Origin of the sequence: Bacteroides sp., assembly GCA_036351255.1 — a bacterium.
In the GTDB taxonomy this organism is placed as follows: Bacteria; Bacteroidota; Bacteroidia; order Bacteroidales; family UBA7960; genus UBA7960.
This window is the reverse complement of sequence record JAZBOS010000149.1, coordinates 1-8,879: the sequence shown is the minus strand read 5'-3', so window position 1 is coordinate 8,879 and position 8,879 is coordinate 1. Positions and strand designations below refer to the sequence as shown.

9 protein-coding genes are annotated in these 8,879 nt (G+C 48.4%); 5 read left to right on the top strand and 4 right to left on the bottom strand.

The features are described from left to right. On the top strand, positions 1-951 hold a 951-nt coding region (locus V2I46_14160; protein ID MEE4178645.1), incomplete at its 5' end, for a hypothetical protein. Positions 952-962: 11 nt separating this feature from the next. Here V2I46_14160 and V2I46_14155 read toward each other — a convergent pair. Together V2I46_14155 and V2I46_14150 are read right to left on the bottom strand one after the other, a co-directional pair. Then, a complete protein-coding gene (locus tag V2I46_14155) occupies positions 963-2,219 on the bottom strand; it encodes a peptidase U32 family protein (protein ID MEE4178644.1) in 1,257 nt (418 codons plus the stop codon). A gap of 130 nt (positions 2,220-2,349) precedes the next feature. Then, positions 2,350-3,810: an aminoacyl-histidine dipeptidase gene (locus tag V2I46_14150; GenBank protein ID MEE4178643.1), complete on the bottom strand. Its 1,461-nt coding sequence runs from the start codon at positions 3,808-3,810 to the stop codon at positions 2,350-2,352. 181 nt (positions 3,811-3,991) lie between these two features. On the opposite strand from V2I46_14150, the gene V2I46_14145 reads away from it, so the two are divergent. Both V2I46_14145 and V2I46_14140 read left to right on the top strand, forming a co-directional pair. Continuing rightward, positions 3,992-4,549, top strand: a complete 558-nt coding sequence (locus tag V2I46_14145) for a LemA family protein (GenBank protein ID MEE4178642.1) — start codon at positions 3,992-3,994, stop codon at positions 4,547-4,549. Positions 4,550-4,577: 28 nt separating this feature from the next. Further along, positions 4,578-5,555 (top strand): DUF3137 domain-containing protein, encoded by a 978-nt coding sequence (locus V2I46_14140; protein MEE4178641.1) that lies wholly within the window; start codon positions 4,578-4,580, stop codon positions 5,553-5,555. Positions 5,556-5,563: 8 nt separating this feature from the next. Here the strand turns inward: V2I46_14140 and V2I46_14135 are convergent, their stop codons facing one another. Then, the gene (locus tag V2I46_14135) at positions 5,564-6,436 is read right to left on the bottom strand and encodes a YitT family protein (protein ID MEE4178640.1); all 873 of its coding nucleotides are present in this window, start codon (positions 6,434-6,436) and stop codon (positions 5,564-5,566) included. A gap of 204 nt (positions 6,437-6,640) precedes the next feature. Between V2I46_14135 and V2I46_14130 the strand changes: the two genes are divergently transcribed. Further along, complete coding sequence (locus V2I46_14130; GenBank protein MEE4178639.1) at positions 6,641-7,462, top strand: TIGR00730 family Rossman fold protein; 822 nt, start codon at positions 6,641-6,643, stop codon at positions 7,460-7,462. A gap of 93 nt (positions 7,463-7,555) precedes the next feature. Here V2I46_14130 and V2I46_14125 read toward each other — a convergent pair whose 3' ends face one another. Beyond that, the gene (locus V2I46_14125; protein MEE4178638.1) at positions 7,556-8,476 is read right to left on the bottom strand and encodes a hypothetical protein; all 921 of its coding nucleotides are present in this window, start codon (positions 8,474-8,476) and stop codon (positions 7,556-7,558) included. A 151-nt stretch (positions 8,477-8,627) separates the two neighbouring features. Here V2I46_14125 and V2I46_14120 point away from each other — a divergent pair. Continuing rightward, positions 8,628-8,879 (top strand): hypothetical protein (locus V2I46_14120; protein ID MEE4178637.1); only part of this gene is annotated, 252 nt, incomplete at its 3' end.

The following is an 8,879-nucleotide window of genomic DNA, read 5'->3' as shown; positions in this document are numbered from 1 at the left end:
TTCTTGCTGTTAGCCGTGCTGTTTGTCTTTACCGGCTGTATGACAAACTATCCCTTCACCAGCGACCCATACAGGATCAAGGAATTCCCGACTCCGCGCCACAACCGTGAGGTCAAAATTTATTTCCCGGGCGAGAAGCTTCCCGACAAGCCCTACATTCAGACCCATACCTTTGAAGCGAGGCATTATCCCGGCGCACCCATCACCGTGCAGGTCAGGCAGATCAGGGAACAGGCAAGGGCCGCAGGGGTGGATGCAGTGATCATTATGTCGCACCGCGATCAGGCTGAATTGACCCGTTACGGCCACCTGATGATGGTGAACACCCTGACCGCCCTGGGCATCAAGTTTAAGGAAAACGTGGACTACCTCCACATGTATCGTTCCATTGACCAGCTGTATGCTTTCAATGCCGAAAAGGACACCTTTGAACTGGTGGCCAATCTTTATCCTGACTTTGACGGGCAGGTCAAGACGGTTGAAGTATTGGATGATGCGGAAATGGGGAAATTTTACTTTGAGAACTACATCCGGCGTTATTCCCTTGATTTTCTGCTGGGCGATAAATCTCCAAACTGGCGTTACAAAACCAAGTTGAGCGGACTGGTAACCCGCCGCGAATACATTAAGGACGGGCTAAAACACATTAAACTCGACCTTCATTATGAGCCGGATACCCGCAAGCTGACCCGGATCGATGCCAGCATTTTCAACCCGGGCGAAGTGTGGCACAATTACGAGATTCTGCTGGAATTCGGGCCCAATAAGATGATATCGGAAAAGAAGATCCTTTCGAACGGGAACCTGGAGCTGATCGAGCGCTTCTACTATGATGAGAAGGACCGGCTGTTAACAAGCACCTACCATAAGATCGTGGATGGGCAAGAGCAGCCGTTTCTGCAAACGCATTACTACTATTACGATGATGAAGACGTTTACGAGCAGTTCTAGGCTAAGCGGCCCTAAAACGGCTCTTTTACGTCGACCCACTTAAACACCTTATCCCCCCGCCTGACCAGTTCAGGAACAAGGATGGAACATACTTCGCCTTTTTGGGTGGCTTTAACCTTTTGGAGGTCAACCCTGATTTCTCCGACTTCAAATTCAAGAGCCCCTGTGGTAGGTCCGGTAATGAGCAAGGGGTCATGAAGTTGCATTTGGTGGGTTTCCATTTTGACCTCAGCCACCCCGATCTTTGCAAAATAGTTGGTCACCAGGCCCAGGTATTGCTTGCGACGGGTAGCCTGCGAGCCGTAACGTTCGGTCCATTCGCCCATTTTACGGCCCAGGTAGTAGCCATCCCAAAAGCCCCTGTTGTAAACCCCCTTGAGGCGCTGCAGCCAGTGTTCGACTTTCTCCGGGGTAAAGATGCCTTCCTGGACGGCCGTGGCGGCTTCGCGATAGCACTGGGTGACCGTTTTCACATACTCGGGACCGCGGCCCCGCCCTTCGATTTTAAAGACCGTCACCCCTGCCTGCACGATCTTATCTAGAAAGCCAATGGTGCACAGATCCTTGGGCGACATGATATATTCGTTGTCGACCTCATATTGATAGCCGTCTTCCTTATCCGTAACGAGATAAGTCCTGCGGCAGGGTTGCAGACAAGCCCCGCGGTTGGCAGAGGAGTTGAGGGTGTCGAGGCTGAGGTAGCACTTGCCGCTGACGGCCATACACAAGGCGCCGTGCACAAAGATCTCGATGCGGACCAGGTTTCCTGAAGGGCCGGTGACCTGCTCACGTTCAATTCCCTGTACGATCTCGTAAACCTGCTGCAAACTCAGTTCGCGGGCGGTGACCACCACATCGGCAAAATTGGCATAAAAGCGAACCGCTTCGAGGTTGGTGACATTGGTTTGGGTTGACAGGTGCACCTCGACGCCCCGGCTGCGGGCATAATTGATGACACTCAGGTCGGAAGCAATGATGGCGGTGATGCCTGCCTCTTTGGCCACATCAACCGTATGACGCATTTCAGGCAGCTCAGCATCGTAAATAATAGTATTGAGGGTCAGGTAGGTCTTCACCTTGTGCTCGCGGCAGATGGCCGCTATTTGCCTCAGGTCGTCAAGCGAAAAGTTCTGGGCAGAGCGCGAGCGCATATTCAGCTTGCCCACCCCGAAATAGACCGAGTTGGCACCTCCCTGGATAGCGGCGGTCAGCGAGTCGTAAGAGCCCACAGGGGACATCACTTCAAGATCTTTTTGAAGAGGTTTCATATTGAGGACAGAGAGGTGCTGAAAGGGTTAATTTTAAAAAATGGTTTAAGAATAACAATTTACGATTGTTGATTTTTGGTTTAATAAATCCATGATAATCCGCAAAACCCGCTTCATCCGTGTTCAGAACCTATGCTTTCGGGATGTTTTTCAGCACCTCCAGTGTGAGGTCCCAGAATTTCTGGACGGTATCAATCTCGATGCCTTCATCGGGGCTGTGAGCGCCCTTGATGGTCGGGCCGTATGAGATCATATCGATCCCGGGATACTTCTCGCCGATCAGTCCGCACTCCAGTCCGGCATGAATGGCCAGTACTTTTGGTTTTTCCTTAAAAAGGCTGGTATAAGCCATTTCTGTGATGCCCAAGATGGGCGAGTTGACGTTGGGTTTCCATCCAGGGTATCCATCGCCGTGCTTCACCTTTGCACCAGCCAGGGTAAAGACGCTGGCCACCATGTCGGCCAGATCGCGTTTGCCTGATTCGAGGGAGCTGCGCTGGCTGGTGGAGATGATGATCTCACTGGGGGTCATTTTTACGGAAGCCAGGTTGGTTGAGGTTTCCACGAGGTTGGGAATGTCGGGCGACATTGCCATTACGCCATGGGGGCAGGCATACAGGGCATTGAACAGGTTTTGCTGGGTATTGAGGTCTATGAGCCCATCCGGCATGCCGGTTTCGGCACAAGCAATGGCCAGGCCGGGTTCGTTGGTTTTTAACTCATCACGGATGTCGGCAGACAGTTTTTCAAACAGTTCACGCAAATCAGCCTTGTACTTCTGGGGCATGGTAAAGGTGGCAAATGCTTCGCGGGCGATGGCGTTACGAAGGTTGCCGCCCTGAATTTCAGACAGGCGGATGTCGAACATCTTCTGGAAGTTCCACAGGAGGCGGTTCAGAATCTTGTTGGCATTGCCTCTGCCTTTGTTAATATCATCGCCCGAGTGCCCGCCTTTAAGGCCGGTCACGCTGATCTTATAAGCCAGGTGATTGCTCTCGGGAGTGGTCTTGGTACAGGGGAATGTCACCAGAGTGTCGATGCCACCAGCGCAACCGATAAAGAGTTCTCCATCATCTTCTGAGTCGAGATTAAGGAGGATGCGACTTTTGATGAACCCTTTCTCAAGGGCAAAAGCGCCCGTCAACCCGGTTTCCTCATCCACGGTGAAGAGGCATTCCAGGGGGCCGTGTTCGATTTGGTCTGCTTCAAGAATGGCCAATTGCACTGCAATGCCAATGCCGTCGTCGGCACCCAGGGTAGTCCCGGTACCCCTCACCCAATTGCCATCCAGGCGAGGCACGATGGGGTCGTGGTCAAAATCGTGTTTGGTGTCGGCATTTTTTTCGCAAACCATATCCACATGGCTTTGCAATACAACCGACTGGCGATTTTCATACCCCCTGGAAGCGGGTTTGCTAATCAGCAGGTTACCCACTTTGTCCTGTTGCCATTCAAGCTTATTCTTTTCTGCAAAAGCAATCAGAAACTTCAGGATTTTCTCTTCTTTCTTGGAAGGCCTTGGAACCTGGCAAATATCTTCAAAATGCTCCCATACCCTGGAAGGCTTAAGATGTCCTAATATTCTTTCCATATTCTTTTTTATTTATTGAAATGCGAAATAAAGGTTTTTCAGCCAAATGGCAAACAAAATTGGCCCGGAAAGCGGGCTGCTTTAAAAATGAAACGACAATTTACAAAAGAATTCGGAGTCATCAGCAACACAATCCGCGAATAGTGATTATTTTTGAACGTATTAACCAAAAAACTTTACAATGTCAGGAATATTCATTGCCCTGGGCCTTCTGGTGCTTTTCACCATGATCGCCTACAACCGTTTTGTCAGGCTTCGTAACCAGGCTGACCAGGCTTTCAGCACCATTGACGTCATGGCCAAGAAACGCTACGACTTGATTCCCAACCTTGTGGCTGCTGTGGAGAAATACATGCAGCATGAGCGGGGAACCCTTATTGAGATTACGGAGATGCGCGCCAGGGCCATGGAAGGGAAGCTGAGCCCTAATGAGCGGGTTGACCTGGAGAACCAAATCACGCGCAGCCTGGGCAATATCCGCGTGGCTGTTGAGAATTATCCTGAGCTGAAGGCGAGTGAAAACTTCCAGCAGCTTCAGGGGTCACTCAACGAGGTGGAGGAGCAGTTGAGTGCGGCTCGCAGGGCTTACAACGCGGCTGTTACTGAATACAACAATGCAGTACAATTGTTCCCTTCCAACGTGTTTGCGCCGATTTTTAACTTCAAGTCGCGCAAATGGCTGGAAACCCCCGAGCAAGAGCGGGAGAACGTGAATGTAAAGGAACTTTTCAACAGCTAATGTTTAAAGAGCTGAAACGCCCGATTGAATGAGAACCCTTGAGGAATTTGAAAGCTATTACAACCATACCCTGTTTCGGGAAATGGAGTTGCTGGACGCCCGCCGGAAAAAGATGCAAAATCGCTTAGGATCAATCATTGGCGTAACGGTGCTGGGCATTGCTGCCAGCATCACGGTGGCTTTATTCCTTATCAATCCTGAACGCGACCTGCATTTTATTCTTATCCTGGTGGCACCCATTGTCATATTACTGGCAGGAGTAGTGACCTGGTCGGCCTGGGGTCGCGATAAAGCTTTTGTTGCTGACTTTAAGCGGGAAGTGATCGAAAAGATCATACACTTCATCAGCCCGGACCTGAGCTATCAGCCAAAAAATTTTATCGGAGTCGATTCCTTTGAGCGCTCGCGTCTTTTCCTGACCAAAATTGATCGCTACAATGGTGATGATTATGTGTTTGGGAAAATAGACAAGACCCAGTTCTGGTTTTCGGAAGTGAAGGCTGAATATCGAACCACAAACTCGAAGGGTCAGACGCAATGGCAGATTTTGTTTAAAGGGCTGTTTTTTGTGGCCGATTTCAATAAGCACTTTGAAGGTACCACGGTTGTTTTGCCCAACCGCTTAGGGAATAGTGGCATTGCCAGGATATTACAGAAAGCAAACCTGGCCAGGAGTGAAAAGCTTCTGCAATTGGAAGACCCGGAATTCAACAAATACTTTGTGGCCTATGGGGACGATCAGGTAGTCAGCCGCTATGTGTTATCCACCAGCCTGATGCAGCGGCTGAAAGACTTTCGCAAGAAAAGCGATAAGCCCGTTTATGTGAGTTTTGTAAATTCCTTTCTATACCTGGCCATTGGTTACACCAAAAATCTGTTTGAACCGAGTTTTTTTCGCTCGCTCACCAAATTTGAGACCGTGCGACCTTATTTTGAGGAGATCAGCCTGGCAACAGGTATCGTGGAAGACCTGAACCTGAACAGGCGTATCTGGACCAAGCAATAAGTCCCTGGCTAGTATTTTATCGGGTCAAAACCCTGTCCGTATACGCCCATCACGCTGCCCATCGTGATAAAGGCCTTGGGGTCGATTTCCTTGATTACCCGGAAGAGGTTAGTGGATTCATAGCGTTTTACTACTACCATCAGCACCGGGGCATCCTCCTTGGTATACCAGCCCTTGCCTTGGAGCAGGGTAACCCCACGGCCTATCTCATTGGCAATGGTCTCGGCAATTTGTTCGTGCTGCTTTGAAAAGATAAAAAGCTGCACGCTGCGTTTGTGTCCCATCAGGAGCATATCAATGCTGTAAGAGGCCACAGCCATCGTAACATAACCATATACCATAATCTCGATGGATTGGAAAATAAGGTATGAAGCGGAAATAATGACCACGTCCATAAAAAGGATAAGCCTTCCGTGGCTGATATTGCGATACTTGTTTATGATCATGGCAATGATATCTGTTCCGCCGGTGCTTCCTCCCTGGGTAAATACCAGCCCTACGGAGGCTCCACCGAGAATACCGCCAATAATGGCCGACATGAAGCGGTCGTCCACCACTGGTTCGGTAATGAGCTTCTGGAGCAGACCCAGAAAAGCTGACAAGACCACAATGGCAAACACTGTTTTGACTCCAAAGCTGAATCCCAGGTTTTTGATGCCGAAAATGATCAATACCACATTCACCAGCAGGAAGGTGATAGCCACCGGGAAACCAGTGGCAAAATACACCAGGGCACTGGCCCCTGTAACACCCCCGCCCACGATCTCAGAGGGGATCAGAAAGGCCGTCCATGAGAGGGCATTGATAAATAAGCCAATGGTAATGATGCCATAGGTCCTGATGGTATCCCACACGGGATATTTTTTTCTTCTAAAAGGCATGACTGAGTGGTTTTGGTTCAGTAAGTTCAATACAAGGGAATTGCGAATGCAAAATTAAGGGGCTTTTTCGCTTTTTCAAGAAAGCAGGCAGGGATGATAAACAGAAAACAGGTAGAAAGGTTTGGATTTCATATGAAAATTGCAGAGTTATTGCGATTTTTGTATAATGGGAAGAAAAAAGAAACCTAATTAAAACCATAACGAATGAGTAATCAAAAACCTGAAAAGGCATATAAAAACCACGATTTCCTCATGTCGCCCGCCGCCCGTGAGATTCGTATCCTGTCTGAATATATTGAACCGCGGGCCCGCTTTTACCGCCATAGAATTTATAACACAGTGGTATTCTTTGGTTCGGCCCGTACCCTGCCACGTGAAATCGCCGAGAACAACCTTAAGGAACTGAAAAAGTTGCCTAAACCTGATCCAAAAACGCTGAAAAAGGCTGAAAAAGACCTGGAGAACTCGCGATACTATGAAGATGCAGTGGAATTATCAAGAAGAATAACGCTTTGGTGCCAAAACAACTGCAATGAACAGGGCAGGTTTTACGTGTGTTCAGGAGGTGGCCCCGGTATTATGGAAGCAGCCAATAAAGGTGCGAGCCTTGTCGGGGGTAAGTCCATTGGGCTGAACATCAGCCTTCCGTTTGAGCAGTTTGCCAACCCCTATATTGACCCGGACCTCAATTTTGAGTTTCATTACTTCTTTATGCGCAAGTTCTGGTTTGCCTACCTGGCAAAAGCGATGGTGATCTTCCCTGGGGGATTTGGAACCCTTGATGAGTTCATGGAGATACTGACCCTAATACAAACTGAAAAGATTAAAAAACCGATGAAAATCCTGGTTTACGACAAGAAGTATTGGGACCAGATAATAAACATCCAGGGACTGGTGGACAATTATACCATAAGCGAAACCGACCTGGAGCTGTTTACCTGGTGTGAATCAGTGGATGAAATGGAGCAGGAGCTCATCAATTTTATCAGCCAGCAGAGCCAGGCAAAGGATACAAAAAACAAATAAAGCAAGCCCCGGAAAAAACACACATAAGCACGGGGCACTCGATGGATGCTCCTTGCTTTTTCTTTTCTGTCAAGGGAACCTATTCTCAGGCATTTACTGGATATAGTTCCTGTTCTTCCTTAGTGCATCTGCTATAGCTTTCCTGAAGATATCGGAAGTCCTGAGGATCATTTCCGGATCACTGGGGAATGGCAACGGGCCTACTTCCACCAGTTTCAGGGTTTCCTCATCAAGGGCACCCCGGTCGCCCACAGCCCGGGCCGATTTATGCTCAAAGGTCGTGGCAGCGCCAACGGGTTCACGTTTCAAGAGGCGGCGGGGATTTTCAGAAAAGATCTCGATATCGCCGTCAATGTTCACCGATTTGCGCTGAAGGGTCTCAATGACTGTGCAAAAGATAGTTTTATATTTGGGAATTTTGATATCGTTGCCCAGGCTATCCTTCATGACGTTGCCGTTGGCATCGAGGGCGTAATCAAATCCATCCTCAATTCTTTTGCGATGCTGAGTGTCTTTTTGGGTGGTTTGATCGGGTGAAACCATAATCTGGCGCAAATTAACCAGCACAAAATAGTCGAAGTAAATGTTCTGATCAAGATCGCTGTAGTAAAACTCCACCCAGGCATTTTCCAGACCACGGGGATCAACGGTAAGCAATTGCTGTTTATACTCGTTGGGTAAATTAAAAATGGTGTGGTTCTCAACCGAGACCAAAGCCCTGCTGATGCCTTTTTCCCTGGCTTCATCCATCAGGTTATTCACATCGCGATAATCACCTGAATACTCCTTGACCCTGGAGAGGCTTTGCCAGGCTTCGCGGTAGGCCATCTTGTCGTTGCGTTTCATCAGTTCCAGGGCCTGGTTGTAATAATATTCGGTGGCGCCACTGCGGGCAGAGATGATCTCCTCGTCGTAATCAATATAGGGGAATTGCACCACACGATCACGCAGGTAAAGGGGGGTAACCGTGCGCACAAGGGTCTGGCGGTTTTTCATGATCGTATAGAGGCGCATAATCTCCTCTAAATTACGCGGGTTATTTTCCCTTTTCAGAAAACGAATCCTTTCATAATTCTGCTCGTTGGCGATTTGATAAGACCTCTCAAGGTTCAGGATTTCCTTTTCCTTACTGGGTTTTTTCCGGAGTTTCTTAACAGATTTTTGAATGGCAGCATCATACTGCGCCCGCTGGATAAGCTTTGAGGATGAGGCGCAACTATTTAAAAATAAAGCAAAAAGGATAAGCCAGGTAATTTTTTTCATGGTTCTTGCAATAATTTTTGAAACAAATTTTCTGGTTCAAATATACAAACATAATGCTCAAAATTTCTCCAAGAAACACTTAAGTAAACAAAGAGCGGTGAGAGAAAAGAAAAAGGTGAACCTTAGTATAGTTGTGATGATAATAGTTGCTGTT